The sequence below is a fragment of the Treponema sp. Marseille-Q4523 genome, from assembly GCF_016901105.1.
Taxonomy (GTDB): Bacteria; Spirochaetota; Spirochaetia; order Treponematales; family Treponemataceae; genus Treponema_D.
Map to the genome: position 1 here is coordinate 1 of NZ_JAFEVM010000010.1, position 17,078 is coordinate 17,078.

A 17,078-nucleotide genomic window follows, 5' to 3' on the forward strand; every position below is an offset into this window, starting at 1 on the left:
GTCTCTTTTCTGTGTATACTTTTTTCATGCGTAATCCCTGCCCGCCTTTCAAGACCGTCGGTCTGTCAAGTTTAAGATCAAGTTTGCGCGTCCGCGAGTCCGCTTGTGCGCGGGAGAGGGGGAGGCTTCCCCCGCCTGTAAAAAAATCTAAACACGCTCTTATTTTATTCCGATGATAGAAGTGTGGATATATACAGGGAGGCATCCGTGAAAAAATTATCGATAGCGCTGTGTTCTGCGTTTTTGTGCGGCGTCTGTTGTTGGGGAACCGATATTTCATTTCAAGTCGTCCAGCATAACGATGTACTCGATACGGTATGCGAACAGACGCTCGTCATCGAAGATCAAATTCTTGACTACTTTTTTAATCTCGGCGATATCGTTACGAACGAGCCTGCCGTTGCGGCTGTCCCTGCAGATGCCGAAAACCTGTGGAGGACGGCATACGCGTTTGCCGTGACGGGAGGGGCCGACTATTTTGTAGAGCTGCGTCTTTTTTACAGAAGCAGCTCTTCCCGCGATCCCGCATACCTGTCGCTCAACGATCTTGAACGCGTGCAGTGGACGATCGCCGACGTAAAGACGGGAAAAAAGATCGCGGAGGCGAAAACGAAAGTCCGAAAACCGGCATCGGGAAAAACGGATGCTTCAGGTGTAAAAGAATTTGCGGCTTCGATCGCAGACGCGATGCGGAAAGCGATACGCAAGAATATCGATAAAAAATCGAAACGCTGACAAGCGATAAGGATAGAGCCATGATTAAAAAGATCAATCTGTTTTTTTTATTGATCGGCTGTCTGCTGTTTGCATCGTTCAGCCCTTCCCTCGACGGACGCGCCGTCGTCGCCGATCCGGGCACTTTGCCCGAGGGGTATTTTGCAAAGACGGTCGGCTATCTTCCGGGCGACAGCATTATGGTGTCGAACCTTGCATCGCAAAAGACGCTCGATATCCTCGTTGTCGGCTCTCTCGATCAATCCGAAGGAGTTGCGATCCTTTTATCGCCCGAAGCTGCTGCCGAACTCGGCATCGTAAAAGATTCGAACGTCATTGTAAAGATCACAAAACGCAGCGGCGAGCTTGATGAAGCGGTTTCGGGTACGGCCGTTATCGCGCAAGGGGAGACGTCGCTTTCATCCGGTATGGAACCGAAGCCCGCCGTCGAAGATGCGCATGAAGAGATTGCGGATGAAAACACCGTCGAAGACAACACCGAGCAAGCGGATGCGAATGAAACCGATAATGAAGAGAGTGGGGATAAAACGGATGTCGATGAATTGATTTCCGAAGCTGAAGACGATACGGAACGGGCGGAAGCCGATCTTGAAAGCGCCGAATCGGAACTCGATAAGGCGGAAGATGACATTGCGACAGCGGAGGCGATTTCCGATGAGCGCGTGAGCGAGGAACCCGTTGTGACCGAAGCGGGCGATGGAGAGAGCGAACGCATCGCCGAGGAAACGGCAGCCCATGAGGATGCTGCAGCTGATGAAAGCGAAGCCGTGCCCGAAACGATAGCTGCGACCGAAGAAGAAGTTTTACCCGATGAAAAAATCATTGCAGAGGATGTACCCGAAGATGTACGGGAAACGTCGGAAGCGGTGGCCGAAGACATACCGGCGGAATCGGCGGGGGATGAAGCTCGCGTGACCGACGAACCTGTCGTGACGGAAGCCGAAACGGATGAAACGCCCGCGGCGGTTGAAGATGCCGCACTTGCCGAAAGCGCGCCGCCTGCCGAAGCAGCCGATGAAAAGATCGCCGCCGATATTCCGCCTGAAGAAGTGCAGGAGATCGCAGGCGATACGCTGCCTGAAAGCGACGAAGCTCAAGGGGTGGAGAAGGGGAACGCGGAAGAACTCATTGCCGAATCGGTCGAAAGCGCTCCCCCGTCTGACGACAATTCCTATCAAGCGATCGTACTTACACCGGAGGATGGTTCGGAAAATAAAACGGAAAATACGGCGAATGCTGTAGCAGAAGTCCGAGCGGCCGAAAGCGTACGAGCCGAATCCGTCGCCGAGAGCGCGGCGATTGCTGCCGAAAGCACGGTTCCGGTTCCTTCACCGCGCGATGCGGGAGGAGTTTCGACTGCCGCTTCGCTCGCGCGCGAATACGGCGCACGCACGGCGGAAAATCTTTCGTCGCTGGATAAAGGTACTTATTACGTGCAGATAGCTTCTCTTTCGAATCCGTCCAATATCCGTGAAACGCTCGGCAAGTACGGCCGCGATTATCCGGTAACGCTCGTGCCGCTCGCATCGAAAGCGTCGACACAGATTATGATCGGTCCGCTTTCCGTCGACGAATATGCGGTCGTTTTGGAGCGGTTCAAATCGTACGGCTACAAGGATGCCTTCGTTAGGAAAATACGCTGAATCCGTTTGTTAATTAATAATTATTAAAAAAGCCGCCTTATTTCGAGGCGGCTTTTTTTTTATGAAGTTCGATTTTTCTTTCGTTTTGCGGTATCTGAACGGTGAGTTTCCGAAGCAAAGTCGCGAGTGAAGCGAAGCCGAACGGCGTGAGTCCGCGAACGGAGTTCTTGCCGAACGCACGGCTTTATGTTGTGCGAAGGGGTTTAATTTTTTTTCATTCTCGACATCCGCTTCGATAAGCGCTATAGTTTCGGTATGATCATCGCGGAAATAGGAACGGCACACGGAGGCTCGCTTGCAAAAGCGAGAAAGCTCATCGACGCGGCTTTTTTTGCCGGAGCCGACGCCGTAAAATTTCAATGGGTGTATGCGGATGAAATCCTGCACCCCGATACGGGCACGGTCGATTTGCCGGGCGGAAAAATAAAGCTTTACGATCGATTTAAAGCGCTCGAAGTGCCGAGCGATTTTTTTAAATCGGCGATGGCGTACGCACACAAAAAAAATCTCCTCTTCGTCTGCTCGCCCTTCGGTCTCAAAAGTCTCCGCGAACTGCTCACATTAAAGCCCGATGCCGTAAAAATCGCATCTCCCGAATTGAATCACATCCCGCTTTTGAGAGCTTTGTCGGATTTCCGTACGGTGCAAAAAGCGCTCGGAGATGCCGTCGTCCCCGTCATCCTTTCAAGCGGCGTTTCAAAGCTCGCCGACATCGAACGCTCTCTCGACATCATCGGAAAAGAAAACGTCACGCTGCTCCACTGCATCACAAGCTACCCCGCTCCCGAAACCGAATACAATGTGCGCCTCGTTTCCACGCTGCACGACATGTTCGGCGTACCCTGCGGCATCAGCGATCACTCGCTCGATCCCGTCCTCGTTCCCGTCCTCGCCGCCTCTTGTGGAAGCGTTATGACCGAAAAGCACATCACGCTGAGCAAAAAGACTGACGGACTCGACGACCCCGTCGCGCTTGAGGGCGAACAGTTCGCCCTGATGGTACGTTCTCTCCGCCAGTGTGAAGCGGCAAAACGGCGCTACGGCGATAAACGAGGAGGGGCGCGCATACTAAAAGAGATGCGCGAACAATACGGCAGAAAAAAAGTGCGCGAAGTTCTCGGCACGGGAATCAAAACGCTTGCACCGTCGGAAATCGAAAACTACGGAAGGACGAACCGCTCGCTCCACTTTATGCACGCGATGAAAGCGGGCGACGTCGTCGAAGAAAACGATATCGCAGTCCTCCGCACCGAAAAAACGCTCACGCCCGGCATTTCACCGGAATACTTTGAAACGATTGTAAATGCGCGCCTTTCACGGGACGTCCGCGCTGGAGCAGGCGTCGATTGGGAAGACATCGTGCACCGCCGGTGAGCGCGAAAATAAGCGCCGTACAACGATGGTTTTTGAAAAACACCGGAAAATCCGCAAAGCAATTTTTTATCGCGGAACGGTTGAACTTCAATCGGGTACATATAGCATGTACGCCTTTGCCTGCTCCCGTTTTATTTTCGGGAAAACAATTTCATTCCCGCAAACATTTTGTGCAACTTGTGTTCGTCGAACGGCAAATATTCGGCGATCGTAAAACCGACAATATCGAAGTGCGCTTCGATGCACTGCAGTATTTCCTGCAATTTTTTCATTGTCATCTTACCGCCGCGGGCACCGTCTCCTTTTAATTCGGGATTCGCAAAATACGTGGAATGAAAAAAGTGCTCGTCGAGCACGTCGATGTCCAAATGCACCAAAATATGATCGAAGCGGCCGATAAACGTTTTGATTTCATCATCCGAAACAAAAGATTCCGTCTGCACGGTATACCGTACGCCCGCCGCGTCCAAAAAAGCTTTTTGATAATCATGAAGGTTTTGCAAACCGATATACAGAATTTCATCCGCCGTAAATTTCGGGTTTTGCATGAGGTCGGACAAAGCTTTTTCTCCGCGGCCGAGCAATGAGCCGAGCACCATCGCGTGTGCGTTCGGATAGCCGTCTTTTGCGGTAGACACGTCCGGATGCGCGTCGATCCATAGAATGCCCGTATTTTTATATTTACCGTGCAAATAGTCAAACGGAGCTTGCGAGACTATGCAGTTGCCGCCGATCGTGATAATCCTGTCGGGATTTTCGGCATCGATTTTTTTCATTGCGTCTTTGATGCCGCACAGTACCTCGTCTTTTCCGTAAATACCGTCCGTTATCGATCTTTGCGTTCCGTCGGGCGGCGAAATTGCAACTCTGATAAGCGGCTGTGCGTCGTTTTGGGGTAAAATATGCGCCAACAAATTCGCTCCGAAATAGTAGGTTTCCAGTCCGCCGCTCACATAATCGGGATATAATAATCTGATCGTGTTCATATGCATCCTTCGTTTATCGATGCCATATCAGCCGTTCCGCCCGTGCAAAGAAGATGCGCTCGTATACGGTACACATGTAAAAGTGTTCCGAAAATTTAAGAAGCGATTTTTTTATCGCGGAACGGATATCTTTAAATTTTCGCTATCGGCTTTTTCCGTTTCCGCCCATTCGGGATGAATTGTATACCATGGCTTGAATTCCGAGAGTTCATCTCGTGTCAGCTTGGGACAATCGGAAAAATCTTTATTTTTAAAATCTTCCATTTCTTTTTTTCTCTTTTCCGACAAAGGAGGCAATTTTTTTATCTCATCTAAAGTCATAGTTACGATAGTACTCATCGATTTCGTCCTTCTCTGCAAAACGTGCAGAAATCACTCGAATATTTTCATATCGTTCCGTATAAATCACAACAACAACTTTATGAACCATTCCCAAAACTTTTATTCGTTCTTCTTCCGTATTTGAATGTTCGAAATCTATTTTTTCTATGCGTTTTTCATCTAAAAAAACTCGTACAGCTTCATCGAATGTAATTCCATGTTTTTTTAGATTTTGTATATTCTTTTCTTCGTCCCATTCAAATATCATCGATAACCTGTAATAATAGTGTAAACCCGTTATACATATTTGTCAAATTATATACAATTACGATCGATGCGCTGCCGCGCATCAATTGACGAGAACTGTCACGGATTTTGCTATCCGTTTCTTCCATGCAAGGGAGATGCGCTCGCGCGCATCATTGACGAAAATTGTCACGGACTATATCAACCGTTCCGTCCGTGCAAAGGAGATGCGCTGTCGCGCATCATTGACGAAAATTGTCACGGACTCTGTTATCAGTTACGTCCGTGGCAATTTTTATACTTCTTCCCGGAGCCGCAGGGACAGGGATCGTTTCGGCCGATTTTCGGCATCGTGCGGCGGACGGTCACCGATTGCCCCTGCGTGTGCTTTTGCATCGCCCCGCCTGCGGCGGCCCTCCGCGCGGCATCTCCGCTCATCTGCATGGAAGCGACACGCCGATCTTCGCCCGACGCGCCTCCTGCAAAAGACGCGGCTTCGGAATGTTGTGCACTCATATCGCGAGAGCTCATCCTCCTCCGCGCTTCTGCTGCAGCCGGTGAAAGCTGGATGCGCACTTTGAACACGCGCGACATAACGGTCGTCCGGATCGAATCCATCATTTCATCGAAAATATTAAAACCGTCGATCTTATATTCGGTAAGCGGATTCTTACTGCCGTAGGAGCGCAAGTGTACCGCATCGCGCAGGCTTTCGAGCTCTTCAAGTTGGTCGAGCCATTTTTTGTCGATCGTCTGCACGTACTGGTAGCGGATAAACATATTGAGGTTTTCTTTGCCGGCGAGCGTTTCTTTTTCCGTCAAATCGTTTTGCAGCATCGATTCGAGCGTTTCGCGCGAAAGCTGTTCGGGTGCCAGCTGTATGCCGAACATGTTTCTGATGCGATCGTTGAGCTCCGCCAAAGCGGCATCTTTTTGTTTTTTCGTGTGCAGTTCGTATTCGTCGAAAATATCGTTTACGACGTCTTTTGCGTTGTTCATGACGCGCACGGAAAGGTTTTCGTCGGCAAGAATGCTGTCCCGCTGTTTGTAGACGACGCCGCGCTGTTCGTTTAAAACGTCGTCGTAGTCGAGCAGGTTTTTGCGGATTTCAAAGTTTCTGTCTTCGACTTTTTCCTGCGCTTTTTTGATGCCGCGGTTCAGCCACGGGTGATCGATCGGCTCTCCGGGCTTCATGCCGATCCTGCTCATCATCACTTTCATGCGCTCGCCGCCGAACAATCGCATGAGATCGTCGTCCATCGAAATAAAGAATTTACTGCGACCGGGGTCTCCCTGTCGTCCGGAACGACCGCGCAGCTGATTGTCGATACGCCGGCTTTCGTGACGTTCGGAACCGATGACGTACAGTCCGCCCGAAGCTTTTACGTCTTCGTAATCTTTTTTCCACTGCTCTTTTTCGATTTTGTAGGCGGCATCGTATTGTTCGGCCGTTGCATTCGTTCCGGCTCTTTTTTGCGCGCGGAATTCGGGATTGCCACCGAGTTTGATATCGGTACCGCGACCTGCCATATTTGTTGCGATCGTCACCGCGCCCTTTGCACCCGCTTCGGCTATGATGAGCGCTTCTCGCGCGTGATTTTTTGCGTTCAGCACTTCGTGGCGAACTCCTTTGCGCGTGAGCATCGCCGAAAGGTGTTCCGATTTTTCTACGGAAACGGTACCTACGAGTACGGGCTGTCCCTTTGCGTGAGCCGCGGCGATTTCGTCGCAGATCGCCGTCCACTTGTCGCTTTCGTTGAGGTAGACTTCATCATTTTCGTCTTTTCGGATAACCGGCTTATTCGTCGGGATGGAAACGACATCGAGTTTGTAAATTTTATTAAATTCGACCGCTTCCGTTGCCGCCGTTCCGGTCATGCCGGAAAGCTTGTCGTACATGCGGAAAAAATTCTGAAAGGTGATCGTCGCAAGCGTTCGATTCCGCTGTGCGATGCGCAAATGCTCTTTCGCTTCGATCGCCTGATGCAGCCCGTCGCCGTAACGCCTGCCTTCGAGGATACGGCCGGTAAACTCGTCGACGATCTGCACTTGTCCGTCTTTGACAAGGTAATCGACGTCGTTTTTGTACAACGTGTGAGCCCGCACCGCCTGCGTAAAATAGTGCACGTATTCGAAATTGTTTTCGTCGAAGACGGTTCCCGTTATCAAATTGTGCTGATGAAGGATTTCATCGATGTGGTTCATGCCCGCGTCGGTAAACGACACGCGCTTCGATTTTTCATCGAGCGTATAATCGCCTTTGATATTTTTCCGCTGTTCGGGATCCATGTTCACTTCGTCGGGATAAAGCCCCGTGACGGGATCCTTTTCCACTTCGACAAGCTGTCCGACGTATTTATCGACTTCGTGATACTTATACGTGTCGTCTTCACCCTGCCCGCTGATGATAAGAGGCGTACGCGCTTCGTCGATCAAAATCGAGTCGATTTCGTCGACGATGCAAAAGCTGAATCCGCGCTGTACTTTTTGCGAAAGCTCTATCTGCATATTGTCGCGGAGATAATCGAAACCGAGTTCGTTGTTCGTCCCGTAGGTGATGTCGCAGTCGTACGCCGCTTTCCGAGCCGCGTTGTCCATATCCGAAAGGATCGTGCCGACGGTTTGCCCCATGTACGCGTAAACAGGCCGCATCCATTCGGCATCGCGCCCGGCAAGATAGTCGTTTACCGTGACGATGTGCACTCCCTTTCCGGAAAGGCTGTTCAAATATGCGGCAGCGACGCACATAAGCGTTTTGCCTTCGCCCGTTTTCATCTCCGAAATGCGCCCCGAATGCAGCACGAGCGCGCCCATGATCTGCACGTCGTAGGGACGTTCGCCCAATACGCGGAACGACGCTTCGCGCGCGAGCGCAAAAGCCTCGGGAAGTATGTCGTCGAGCGTTTCGCCTTTTGCGATGCGCTCTTTAAAAATCGCGGTCTGTTTCGGAAAATCTTCCGCCGAAAGGGATTTTGCCCAGCTCTCTTTTTCGTTTACCTTTGCGAGGATCGGAGCGAGCGCTTTGACGTCGCGTTCGTTTTGGGAGCCGAAGAAAAACGTAAGGATTTTATCAATGAACATACCTATAAATATACGATATTTTGCAGTGCATTGACAAGACGAAAATCAATGTTTATGCTGAACGCATGATGAAAAAAATCACCGCGTGTATGATTCTTTTTTCCGTCTGCTTTTTTTCGTGCAAAAACTCGCCGTCGGTCGAATCGGTAAAAGAAGACGAACTCTTTTCGCTTTCATACGGGCGCTTCGAAGACCAGCTCAATATGTTCGATTTGGCCGATATCGGAAACGTACATACGAGCATGACGATGCGCGACGGTTTTTTTTACATCGCAAACGGTGAAGCCGAAAAGATCATGGAGCTCAATTCGTACGGCGATCTTTTAACGCTGTACTACAACGAAACGGAAGACGCATCCGAAACCCGAACTCACGAAAGCGCGGCGAGCAAACGCAAAGCGATAGTCTATCCCTTCAGCAATCCGGGAGCTGTCGCCGTTGATTCGAGAAAACGCATGTATGTCGTCAGTACTATGCCGAAAGAGCGGCAGGAAGAAAACGAAGACGGAACGCTTTTGTACAGCCAAATCATACTGCGCTTTGCAAGCGACGGTACGTCCGAAGATTATATCGGACAGCAGGGCATCGGCGGTACGCCCTTTCCGTTTATAAAAAATATCTATACGACGTCGAGCGACGAACTCGTCGTCGTCTGCATTACGACGGAAGGAACGATCGTCTATTGGTTTTCCGAAGCGGGATTTCTCATGTATCAAATTCCGATTTTAACAAAAGACGCGCCGAAAATGCCCGACGCCAAAGCGGGCGCAAACGCGATTTCCGTTTTGCAAGACGTCATACCCGACTGTACGTCGAGGAGGCTCTTTGTCAAAGTCGATTACTATGAGCCGCGCATCGATGAAGATTCCAAAACCGAAGCGGGCATCGATTTTGTAAAAACCTATGTATTTCCGCTCGCCGTAGAAAGCGGCAAATACGGCACACCCGTCGCAGTCCCTCCCTATGAAGAGACGGTTTCCGCCGATTACAGCAAACTCGTGTTCCGTCTGCCCTACGATTTTCTCGGCGTTTCGAACAGCGGCTGGCTCTTTTTTATCATTTCGACGGATACGGGCTTCGGTATCGAAATGGTGCAGTCTTCGGGACAAAAGGTCATCAAGCGGCATTTCGACGTACCGCACGACGACATCCTCTATTACGTGCTTTCTCTGTCGGACAGCGGCATCATCTCAGCGCTGTTTATTGAAAAAGAAAAAGCGCGCGTTGTATGGTGGCGGACGGATTCGCTTACGGCCGCGATCGTACGATCGTAAAGGCGCCCTCCGCGTAAACGATGCCGCCGGCGCACAAAGCAAAAGAAGGATCTGACAATGGATTTCAGCAATATGAACGAGGGGCACGAAGACGGAAAAGAAGCGCTGCATTATTATTTCAATCACGAAGAGCGCATAAAGCGGGCGCCGAAAATCGTGCAGGATTATTACAACGGTGAGGGGATCCAAAGCCCGAAGGGTATTTTAAAATCGCTTGTCGCGACGAGGGCAAACCGTTTCGGTCTTTTCGGCATCGTGATCTTTTGCGCATTCATCTACGTCTATTCGCTTGTCGGCGAAAAGCCCTACCGCAAAATCGTCGGAGGAGTCGAAGCGACGCTCGCGGTTTTTTCGTATGCGGACGAAATTTACGCAAGCCTTACCGTTCGCCCCGGAAGCGACACGGAAAAAGCGATGAGAAGCGGTACGATTACCGTACGCTTTTCGTCGATCGACGTGCAAAAGGCTGTCGTCGGCGAGTTCGAAGATGTGCAAAGTTATACGGGAGAAGAGCTTACGGTGCGGACAAAGTTCCCCGATTATGATATAGTAGCGGTGCGCGCGGAAGTGCGATTCCGAGGAGAAACGAAAACGCTCTCTTCTCGCGTCGTGCGCGAGTAAAAAGTTAAAAGCACCGCTGAAATGGCGCGCCGCTTTTAACTTCGAGTTTTCTTTTGAAAACTCGCCCATATACCTGTGCGCTGCTCGAAACTTCGCGCTTATGCGCTCGTTCCGAAGCTCGCGCACTAATTATACAGCTCCTAAATCCTAAGATTTACTCGCTGTATAATTTTAAGGAAGGATATGTTATGCTGCAGTTTTATTTTTTATCGATTTTATTAAACCTCGTTACGGGGATCATCCTCGTCTACGGCAAAAACCTCATCTCAGGCGAAAGTCCCGAAAGCAAGGCACGAGGCATACTCGGCGAAAACGCATTTTTCGACGACAAAACGTTCCGCCTCGTACTCGGCATTTTGACCGTCTTCGTCGGCATTATGAAATTGCTTTCGGTCGTGCGTACCGATGTGCCGGTCGTCGGCGATTTGATCCCTGCGGCAGCAGGATTGTTCGGAGGTTTTTGCCTCCTCGTCGAATTCTACAAAACGAATTCCGCATCCGAACTCACCCTTCCTCATTGGATCGATTTGTGCTTTATCGAAAAACGAAAGTATGTCGGCTATGCGTGCGTCGCGGCCGCCGTCCTCCACTTCAGTTTCCCAGACGTGCTTTTGTTCTAGGTGTACCGATGCGCGCTCTATATGCGGCGCTGCTTTTTGCGGCCATCGCCTCTTTTGTTTCGTGTACGAAAAAATCCTCGGAAGCGATCCCGCTCGACACATCCGAGCCGCTTGCGCTCGCGCCGGACATCAGCTGGGCTGTCGTGCTCGATCCCTATGCCGCATACCGTCCGATACCGTCGTGGGATAGTGCCGCCGCGGGCTATTGCCGAAAAGGCGACATTTTGCAGGTGACGGGAAAAGCCGCCGTAAAAGAAAGCGGCGTGTGGTACAAATTCAAAGACGGCTGGCTTTCCGAATCCGCCGTCACGATCTACGCAAACCGCTACCGTGCCGAAAGCGCTGCCGGAAAATTGAAATAAACGCCGCCGATCGCTTTCTATTTTGCAGCCTTGATCATTTTCGCCGCTTCGCTCGCCGTAATGCCCGCAGACAGCTCCCTCGTCGAAAGATTTTTGAGCTCGAACGTGCCGTCTTTTTCATAATCTTTTCCGACAAAGATTCCCCACGGGATTTTTTTCGCATCGGCAAGCGCGTACTGCTGAGCGATTTTTTTCGTATCGGGAAACACTTCGACGGCAAGCCCCTGTGCGCGCAAAGATGCGGCGGCTTTTTGATAGAGGAGCGCATCATTTGCATCGAGGCAGAAAATTTCCGCGTCGACGTAGCTTGCGCGCCCTGAAACGATGCCGAGCTCGGACATAGCCGCAATGAGGCGGTCGAGTCCTATCGAAGTTCCTACTCCGGGGAGCTTTTCTTTCATATACAAGCCTGCAAGATTATCGTAGCGGCCGCCCGAACACACAGAGCCTATCTCGGGTAAATCGTTTAAAAACGTTTCGTAGACGACGCCCGTATAATAATCCAGTCCGCGCGTGATGCTCGGATCGAGAGTATAATTTTTTTCGATGCCGGCCGCTTCGAGCATTTCGTATATGTCGCGCATACGCTCGCTGTCGCTATCTTTTCCGCCCGCCATCTCTTCGATTTTTTTTAATGTCGTACCGAAATCCTCCGCTCCCTCGGTGTAGGAAAGGATTTCCGCCGCACGATCTTTACTTCCGGTGATTTCCGAAAGCTCTTTTTCCGTTTCGTTCCTGCCGATTTTTGCAAGCTTGTCGACCGTGCGCAAAATATCGTCGCTTTTTTCATTTACGCCGAGCTTTGTCAAAAAGCGGTTGAAAATCCCGCGGTGATTGACGCGCACGGTGATTCCCGAAACTCCTATCGCGGCAAAGGCTTTTTGTATGACAAGCAGTATTTCGAAATCGGATGCGGCGCTGTCGCTTCCGACCGTATCGACGTCGCACTGAACGAATTCGCGGTAGCGGCCCGCCTGCGGTTTTTCGCCGCGCCACACTTTTGCGATGTGATAACGCTTAAACGGAAAATACAGTTCGCTTTTATGTTCCGCCGTAAAACGCGCAAACGGAACGGTTAAATCGAAACGCATCGCGACATCGCGCCCGCCGTTGTCTTCAAAGCGGAACACTTGTTTTTCCGTTTCGCCGTTACTTTTGCGAAGCAGTATTTCGGTATATTCGAGCACCGGCGTATCGATCGGAACGAATCCGAAGGATCGGTACACCGCAGTTATTTTTTCAATTAAATCCGCGCGCGCGATTTCCGAAGCGGGCAAAAAATCGCGGAAACCTTTGAGTACGCGCGGTTGAATGATCGATTCCATAGCGCTATACTAACTGAAACGGGGGAAAATTACAATGATGCTCTGTTTCGATATCGGCAACACGAACTGCAAAACCGCGCTCTTCGACGGAGAAAAACTCGTCCACGTGTGGCGGATCAGCTCCGACGTAAAACGCACCGGCGACGAATATTTTTCGACGATACGGACGCTCATCCGCGACGCTTCCGTCTCCCTTTCCGACATCGATTCGGCAGTCATAAGTTCCGTCGTACCGAATTTAACCGGCCCCTTCGTAAACGTCACGCAGCACATTATCGGCAAAAAGCCGCTCATCATCGGACCCGACATGTACGCATCTCTCCCCGTAAAAATTCCTGAAAGCGCCGTCCACGAAATCGGAACGGACCTCTTGTGCGATGCGCTCGAAGCGTGGGAGCGCAACAAGTGCGCGTGCATCGTTTCGGATTTCGGCACCGCCCTCTCTTTCGTCGTCGTGGACTCTGACGCGAATATCGCCGGAGTGGCGATAGCACCGGGCATCGGCACCGCATTCAAATCGCTCTTTACGAATACCGCGCAGCTTCCGTCGGTACCACTCGAAATTCCTGCGACGAGCCTCGGCACGAACACGACGGTCGCGATTCAGTCGGGCATCATGCTCGGCTACAAAAGCCTTACCGAAGGTCTCATCGAGAGAATGAAGTGCGATTTGGAAAAATCGACGGGTGTCGGACAGGCCGATATAAAAACGATCGCAACAGGCGGTCTCAACAGCATGATAAAACCGATCACCGACGTGTTCGACGAAGCGGACAAAGAGCTTACGCTCTCAGGCATCCGCCGCGCCGCATTGTACGCGGGTCTCTGACGTAAAACCGGGCGGCATAAATTAATAACGTGCCGATAAGTCATTACAATGCAAAAACTTGATTTTAGACTCGAGGAGCTGTCGAAAAAGTAAGCGACTTTTGAGACAGCCCCGTTTTATCGGCGTTTTCCGATTGCGCCGATCCGGGAAAGCGGCCAAAAGCGGAAGAGCGTCGTGCCGAGTATGTATTTTTTTCCGACATACTGCGGACTCATATTCGATTCATAGGTTACAGAGTAGGCGTCGAGTTTTGAAAGGGGGGTGAGCGTCTTCGTATACGAATGGCGCATATCGGCGGAATTGAAGCGGTTGTCTCCCATCATAAAATAAGCGCCCTCGGGAATATACTGCGCTTCGCCGTTTTTGTTTTCGGGAAAGACCGGCATATTGCGCTGATCGAGGATCATCACGTACAGGTTGAGCATTTCAGCCCGTTCCATAAGCGAGCGGATTTCACCGTCGCTTCTGCGCGCATCGGAAGAAGAGGCCGCTTTTATCAATTCGGCGTTCCGGACGATGAGGCTTCCGACGCATTCCTTTATCATGATATTGAGCCGGTAATTCGCATCGCTGTAGATGTCGCCTCCTGCATAGCTTCCCGCTTCCGGCTTCGATGCGATCCAATCGGTCATAAAGGACGAAAACCACGCAGTCCCTCCGTCCGCGCTCATGAGACGCTGCGTGAGGGCATCGAAATTGACAAAGAGATTGTATTCGTGCATCGAAGAGGCATCCATCGTAAAGGTTCCGCTGCGGTCGGGAACTGCGCGTCTGAAGCGTTCGGCGAGAGCGCGGCACGAAAGGGCGGCCGCATCGATATCGTATTCGCGGCGCTTTTTTTCACACTCGATCATGAGATCGTATTCGCTTTGCGAAAGCGGAAAGTCCCGTATACCGCGTTTCGCTTTTGCCGCAACATCGTTTAAATTCCACGCGGCAAAGCGCGCATCTTTTTCAACCGGTTTGAAATCGTCCCCGTCTTTTGTGCGCGCATAGAGGACTCCGTCCTGCATCACCAGCTGCTCTCCCGGCACGCCCGCGACACGCTTTACGAGCGGATCGGGTTTCGGCATACCGTTCGCATCTGTATTGAGATTTACCGCCATAAAGGTGAGAAGGTAGACGAGCTGGCTCGTAACGGTTTTCACTTCCGATTTTCTGTCCATGCTGTAATGAGGATTTCGGAACACGACGATGTCGCCCCGCTCGTAGGTTTTAAGAGAGGGGATGCCGACATCGGAAAGCGGAAACTTCGGGCCGCTCGCCGTTTTTAAAACGACGACACGGTCGCCGACGAGAAATTCGGGTACCATCGATTCCGACGGAATCATATATAACTGCACGATAAAAATTTGAATGAGCAAAACCATAAAGATAGCCTGCACGAGCGCATCCGCCCAATCGAGAGCTTCGAAGGCGGCGCGCGCAAAGCCGCGCGGTTTTACGGAAGGATTTTTTTCGCGGTATTTTTTCCATTCGGGAGATAGAGTATACACACGCTTTTCGTTCAAAAAATACAGCGCCGCAAGCGACGAAACGAAGATGATGCACCACAGAGAGACCGTTGCGATATCGTACCAAAACGGCGTTCCGTTTTTGCCCGCCCTTCGAAGCACAAAGGATGCGAGGAGCACGTACGGGAGATACTGCATCATTTTCCGCACGGCGGGGATTACGGAAGCATCTCCTTTCTTGAGCCGTATCGATTTGTAAAAAACGACGGCCGTAAACGCGAACGAAATCGGAAAAGCTAAAATCGATATGTCGGCGGAAAGGGGGATGCAAAAAAGCGCAAAGAGAAAAGAAGCGGCAAGAGAAGCGAAAAGCAAAATAAACAATGTTTCGGTTTTTGATTCTGTCATAACGCCAGTATAGCAAAAATACCTTCCTTAGTGTATACTACGAATACTAAGATTGGGGCAAGGATACCGGAAATGTGTATACGGAAAAGAAGTGTATAATAAAATAAAAAAAAGCGGAACGCGAGGCAGCGGAACTGCCGCCGAGCCGCTCAGACCGATGGCAAGCAAACTTTTTAATAAAAAGTTTGCGCAGTCCGATTCCAATCACGGTCTGCCGCGGCGAACGGCAGGGCTGCTGCCGGGAGTGCAGCCGATTTTTATGATACACGCTGTTTTTTAGAGAATACAGCTTCCGGTGACCCTGCCCTAAGATTAAGGTAGGTAACGTCATGCCGCGTTCGATTTTAAATACGGTTTCCGGTCTCGATATGCTTTCCGGCGATACGGAACTGTACGAAACGCTCGTCGATTCTTTTTTAGAAGAAAATGTAAACGACAAAACGCATTTTGCATCTCTTGCGGAAAACGCAGCTCAAGACAAAGACTTCGTTTCTTTCGTGCACAAAACAAAAGGATCTGCCGGACAAATCGGCTGCGAAGCGCTCTACGATGCCGCCCTCGCACTCGAGAGCGTGCTGCGCGGAAAAGAAGCGGGAAACGAGGCGGCGCTGACACGGGAGTTTTTTAAAACATACGACGAAACGCTTTCTGCCCTTAGGCAATACCGTAAACGGATTTAAAATTATTAAAAACCGTATCGGAAAAGATTTGCGTTTTTTCCTTTGCCAAGCTTTCCTCCCCGTATCGAAGAAAAAATGCCCTCTCATATACGCGAGTGATTGCACTCATTTTCGTTTCGGTCTCTCCCCGCATCGTCTGGTACGGCGCATCCGTTTCCATGAGGAGCCGACCGGCATCGAGTTTTTGCACGCAGCAGATCGCGCTTTTATCGCCGAAAATAAGCGGATTTCCGAAACTGAAATACGCGTTCACGCCGCGCTTTAAAAGAGAAGACGCATCCTGTACGCTTCCCGTAAACGAATGAAACACGACGGCCGTAATTTTCGAAAGCGCTTTCGAATCGCGGAACATTTTATCGAGCGCTTTGCGGCAGTGTACGACGAGCGGAACGCCGTACACAGATGCAAGCTCGCACGAAATACGCCACGCCTCTTCCTGCCGCGCGATATCGGATTTGAACTCCTTTGTAAACAAATCGAATCCCGCCTCTCCGATCGCGCCGATGCGTCGCTCTTTGAGAAGCTTTTCCATAAAACCTGCGTTTTCGACAAGCGGAAGCTGAGGGTGCATACCGAAGGCGCACAGTACCTGCGTGTTTTCGTTTTCGTTGAGCTTTACCGAAAGCGATTCCTGTTTTAAAAACTCGTCCCTGTCGTGAGCGCAGGAAACGCCGTAATAGGATAGGGATCCAAGTCCGCGAAACGAATCTTCAAGCGATTTTTCGGCGCAGCAGGCGAGATGAAAATGTGCATCGGTCAACACAGAAAACGCTAACATCCGCATTGCATTGTACCGAAAATAAAAAAGCAATGCAAACATCGGGAGGTTGCAATTGAAAAGCTACACTTTAAAAAGCATCGGAAACTCATCGGATTATATGACGGTCGTGCGTGAAATGGAAGACGGATACGTCGTGCGCATCGTTCGCGACAGAGACGGATACGAAGAAGTGAAAACCGATTATATCGGCAAAGAACTCTTCGAAACCTGCATCCGCACGGGCTATCTCGTCGAAATCGCGGAACCGGTAAAAATCGCCGTCAACGCATAGCGCGGAAAATAAACGCGCCGCTTTTGCTTTCAAGCAAATTTCACGCGGCACGTATCGGTCGATGTAA

General features: G+C 50.8%; 17 protein-coding genes. 10 read left to right on the plus strand and 7 right to left on the minus strand.

Annotated elements, in window-relative coordinates; all coding sequences use genetic code 11:
- Positions 1–207 precede the first annotated feature (207 nt).
- The 3 genes from JSQ97_RS04555 to JSQ97_RS04565 all read left to right on the plus strand — a co-directional run bounded on the left by JSQ97_RS04555 (position 208) and on the right by JSQ97_RS04565 (position 3,752).
- Complete coding sequence (locus tag JSQ97_RS04555) at positions 208–735, plus strand: hypothetical protein (protein ID WP_205074965.1); 528 nt, start codon at positions 208–210, stop codon at positions 733–735.
- Between the two features lie 20 nt (positions 736–755).
- A complete protein-coding gene (locus JSQ97_RS04560; protein WP_205074966.1) occupies positions 756–2,378 on the plus strand; it encodes an SPOR domain-containing protein in 1,623 nt (540 codons plus the stop codon).
- Between the two features lie 255 nt (positions 2,379–2,633).
- Positions 2,634–3,752, plus strand: coding sequence for an N-acetylneuraminate synthase family protein (locus JSQ97_RS04565; protein ID WP_205074967.1), 1,119 nt, complete (start codon positions 2,634–2,636; stop codon positions 3,750–3,752).
- 131 nt (positions 3,753–3,883) lie between these two features.
- Here the strand turns inward: JSQ97_RS04565 and JSQ97_RS04570 are convergent, their stop codons facing one another.
- From JSQ97_RS04570 to secA, 4 genes are all read right to left on the minus strand, one after another.
- Positions 3,884–4,738 carry an arginase family protein gene (locus JSQ97_RS04570; RefSeq protein ID WP_205074968.1) on the minus strand — a complete coding sequence of 285 codons (855 nt, stop codon included), beginning with the start codon at positions 4,736–4,738 and terminating at the stop codon, positions 3,884–3,886.
- 111 nt (positions 4,739–4,849) lie between these two features.
- Positions 4,850–5,059: a hypothetical protein gene (locus tag JSQ97_RS04575; RefSeq protein WP_205074969.1), complete on the minus strand. Its 210-nt coding sequence runs from the start codon at positions 5,057–5,059 to the stop codon at positions 4,850–4,852.
- On the minus strand, positions 5,046–5,327 hold the full coding sequence (locus tag JSQ97_RS04580) for a BrnT family toxin (RefSeq protein WP_205074970.1): 282 nt from the start codon (positions 5,325–5,327) through the stop codon (positions 5,046–5,048). The genes JSQ97_RS04575 and JSQ97_RS04580 overlap by 14 nt, the downstream gene beginning before the upstream one ends.
- A gap of 251 nt (positions 5,328–5,578) precedes the next feature.
- On the minus strand, positions 5,579–8,386 hold the full coding sequence (gene secA / locus JSQ97_RS04585) for a preprotein translocase subunit SecA (RefSeq protein WP_205074971.1): 2,808 nt from the start codon (positions 8,384–8,386) through the stop codon (positions 5,579–5,581).
- A 65-nt stretch (positions 8,387–8,451) separates the two neighbouring features.
- On the opposite strand from secA, the gene JSQ97_RS04590 reads away from it, so the two are divergent.
- The 4 genes from JSQ97_RS04590 to JSQ97_RS04605 all read left to right on the plus strand — a co-directional run bounded on the left by JSQ97_RS04590 (position 8,452) and on the right by JSQ97_RS04605 (position 11,263).
- Positions 8,452–9,660, plus strand: a complete 1,209-nt coding sequence (locus JSQ97_RS04590) for an LIC_12708 family protein (protein WP_187384435.1) — start codon at positions 8,452–8,454, stop codon at positions 9,658–9,660.
- A gap of 57 nt (positions 9,661–9,717) precedes the next feature.
- Entirely contained in the window at positions 9,718–10,281 is a 564-nt protein-coding gene (locus tag JSQ97_RS04595) for a hypothetical protein (RefSeq protein WP_205074972.1), read from the plus strand.
- 188 nt (positions 10,282–10,469) lie between these two features.
- Positions 10,470–10,901 (plus strand): hypothetical protein, encoded by a 432-nt coding sequence (locus JSQ97_RS04600; protein ID WP_205074973.1) that lies wholly within the window; start codon positions 10,470–10,472, stop codon positions 10,899–10,901.
- 8 nt (positions 10,902–10,909) lie between these two features.
- The gene (locus JSQ97_RS04605; RefSeq protein WP_205074974.1) at positions 10,910–11,263 is read left to right on the plus strand and encodes a hypothetical protein; all 354 of its coding nucleotides are present in this window, start codon (positions 10,910–10,912) and stop codon (positions 11,261–11,263) included.
- A gap of 17 nt (positions 11,264–11,280) precedes the next feature.
- Here the strand turns inward: JSQ97_RS04605 and hisS are convergent, their stop codons facing one another.
- Entirely contained in the window at positions 11,281–12,588 is a 1,308-nt protein-coding gene (gene hisS / locus JSQ97_RS04610; RefSeq protein ID WP_205074975.1) for a histidine--tRNA ligase, read from the minus strand.
- 34 nt (positions 12,589–12,622) lie between these two features.
- Between hisS and JSQ97_RS04615 the strand changes: the two genes are divergently transcribed.
- A complete protein-coding gene (locus JSQ97_RS04615) occupies positions 12,623–13,417 on the plus strand; it encodes a type III pantothenate kinase (RefSeq protein WP_205074976.1) in 795 nt (264 codons plus the stop codon).
- A 116-nt stretch (positions 13,418–13,533) separates the two neighbouring features.
- On the opposite strand, the gene lepB is transcribed toward JSQ97_RS04615, so the two are convergent.
- On the minus strand, positions 13,534–15,279 hold the full coding sequence (lepB, locus tag JSQ97_RS04620; RefSeq protein ID WP_205074977.1) for a signal peptidase I: 1,746 nt from the start codon (positions 15,277–15,279) through the stop codon (positions 13,534–13,536).
- Positions 15,280–15,608: 329 nt separating this feature from the next.
- Here lepB and JSQ97_RS04625 point away from each other — a divergent pair, with 329 nt between their 5' ends.
- Positions 15,609–15,959 (plus strand): Hpt domain-containing protein, encoded by a 351-nt coding sequence (locus JSQ97_RS04625; RefSeq protein WP_205074978.1) that lies wholly within the window; start codon positions 15,609–15,611, stop codon positions 15,957–15,959.
- Here JSQ97_RS04625 and JSQ97_RS04630 read toward each other — a convergent pair.
- Complete coding sequence (locus tag JSQ97_RS04630; protein WP_205074979.1) at positions 15,934–16,737, minus strand: TatD family hydrolase; 804 nt, start codon at positions 16,735–16,737, stop codon at positions 15,934–15,936. The two genes, JSQ97_RS04625 and JSQ97_RS04630, sit on opposite strands and share 26 nt — an antisense overlap.
- Positions 16,738–16,792: 55 nt before the next feature.
- Between JSQ97_RS04630 and JSQ97_RS04635 the strand changes: the two genes are divergently transcribed.
- Complete coding sequence (locus JSQ97_RS04635) at positions 16,793–17,011, plus strand: hypothetical protein (RefSeq protein WP_021331480.1); 219 nt, start codon at positions 16,793–16,795, stop codon at positions 17,009–17,011.
- Positions 17,012–17,078: the final 67 nt, after the last annotated feature.

Excerpts from the sequence above, each read along its gene's own strand:
- JSQ97_RS04565 (WP_205074967.1), top strand. The coding sequence starts at position 2,634 with ATGATCATCGCGGAAATAGGAACGGCACACGGAGGCTCGCTTGCAAAA.
- lepB (WP_205074977.1), bottom strand. The coding sequence starts at position 15,279 with ATGACAGAATCAAAAACCGAAACATTGTTTATTTTGCTTTTCGCTTCT.
- JSQ97_RS04625 (WP_205074978.1), top strand. The coding sequence starts at position 15,609 with ATGCCGCGTTCGATTTTAAATACGGTTTCCGGTCTCGATATGCTTTCC.
- JSQ97_RS04590 (WP_187384435.1), top strand. The coding sequence starts at position 8,452 with ATGATGAAAAAAATCACCGCGTGTATGATTCTTTTTTCCGTCTGCTTT.
- JSQ97_RS04600 (WP_205074973.1), top strand. The coding sequence starts at position 10,470 with ATGCTGCAGTTTTATTTTTTATCGATTTTATTAAACCTCGTTACGGGG.
- JSQ97_RS04595 (WP_205074972.1), top strand. The coding sequence starts at position 9,718 with ATGGATTTCAGCAATATGAACGAGGGGCACGAAGACGGAAAAGAAGCG.
- JSQ97_RS04605 (WP_205074974.1), top strand. The coding sequence starts at position 10,910 with ATGCGCGCTCTATATGCGGCGCTGCTTTTTGCGGCCATCGCCTCTTTT.
- hisS (WP_205074975.1), bottom strand. The coding sequence starts at position 12,588 with ATGGAATCGATCATTCAACCGCGCGTACTCAAAGGTTTCCGCGATTTT.
- JSQ97_RS04580 (WP_205074970.1), bottom strand. The coding sequence starts at position 5,327 with ATGATATTTGAATGGGACGAAGAAAAGAATATACAAAATCTAAAAAAA.
- JSQ97_RS04615 (WP_205074976.1), top strand. The coding sequence starts at position 12,623 with ATGATGCTCTGTTTCGATATCGGCAACACGAACTGCAAAACCGCGCTC.
- secA (WP_205074971.1), bottom strand. The coding sequence starts at position 8,386 with ATGTTCATTGATAAAATCCTTACGTTTTTCTTCGGCTCCCAAAACGAA.
- JSQ97_RS04570 (WP_205074968.1), bottom strand. The coding sequence starts at position 4,738 with ATGAACACGATCAGATTATTATATCCCGATTATGTGAGCGGCGGACTG.
- JSQ97_RS04575 (WP_205074969.1), bottom strand. The coding sequence starts at position 5,059 with ATGACTTTAGATGAGATAAAAAAATTGCCTCCTTTGTCGGAAAAGAGA.
- JSQ97_RS04560 (WP_205074966.1), top strand. The coding sequence starts at position 756 with ATGATTAAAAAGATCAATCTGTTTTTTTTATTGATCGGCTGTCTGCTG.
- JSQ97_RS04630 (WP_205074979.1), bottom strand. The coding sequence starts at position 16,737 with ATGTTAGCGTTTTCTGTGTTGACCGATGCACATTTTCATCTCGCCTGC.